Genomic DNA, 810 nt, shown 5'->3' with positions numbered 1-810 from the left:
TCTCGCTTGCCAGATCGAACGGGCGACGTAACTCGGCGCCGACGGCCTCAGCAAGCCGGGCCGCCCGCCAGCTCGTGGCATCAATGATCTGCCAACCAAAGTCGGCCCGCTCGACGGGTACCACCACCTGCTGGGGTGTCCCCTCGAACGCGGGGAACAGCGTGCGAAGGCTTTCGTGGCGGTCCACCACATCGGCCAGCGCCGCACCCAGCGCGTCGGCATTCAGGGGACCGCTCAACCGCAACCCCGTTGGCATGTTGTAGACCGCGGACGGCCCCTGCAACTGGTCAAGGAACCACAACCGGCTCTGCGCAAACGACAACGGCACCACCGCCGGCCGCTGCACCGCCACCAACGGCTCCAGCCCACCCCCATCAACACCGATGCGAGGCGCCAATTGCGCAACCGAAGGCGCCTCAAACAGATCGCGCACCGAAACACCGGCACCCAAACCCGAATTGACCGCCGCGACCAAACGCATCGCCGAAATGCTGTCGCCGCCCAAATCGAAGAACGAGTCATCCACACCGACCCGCTCCACACCCAAAATCCGCGCGTAAATACCCGCCAAAATCTCCTCGGAAGGAGCAACCGGACCCCGAGAATCACCCACACCGTAATCCGGCGTAGGCAGGGCCCGGGAGTCGAGTTTGCCGTTTACCGTCAACGGCAAATGGTCGAGCGCTACCACCGCGGCCGGCACCATATATGGCGGCAACCGGTCCGCCAGTTGGCTTCGCACCCCGGCCGCGTCGGCTGTCCCGGTGATGTAGGCGACCAAGCGCTTGTCACCGGGGCGGTCCTCGCGGG

1 protein-coding gene is annotated in these 810 nt (G+C 65.7%); it reads right to left on the bottom strand.

Annotated features, from left to right (window positions below):
- The coding region (locus AC5Y7E_RS24200) for a condensation domain-containing protein (RefSeq protein ID WP_499950944.1) at positions 1–810 on the bottom strand (810 nt) is incomplete at both ends.

This window comes from Mycobacterium sp. NGS17, from assembly GCF_059813205.1.
The sequence above is the reverse complement of the archived record's forward strand: the minus strand, read 5'-3'. Positions and strand labels throughout refer to the sequence as shown.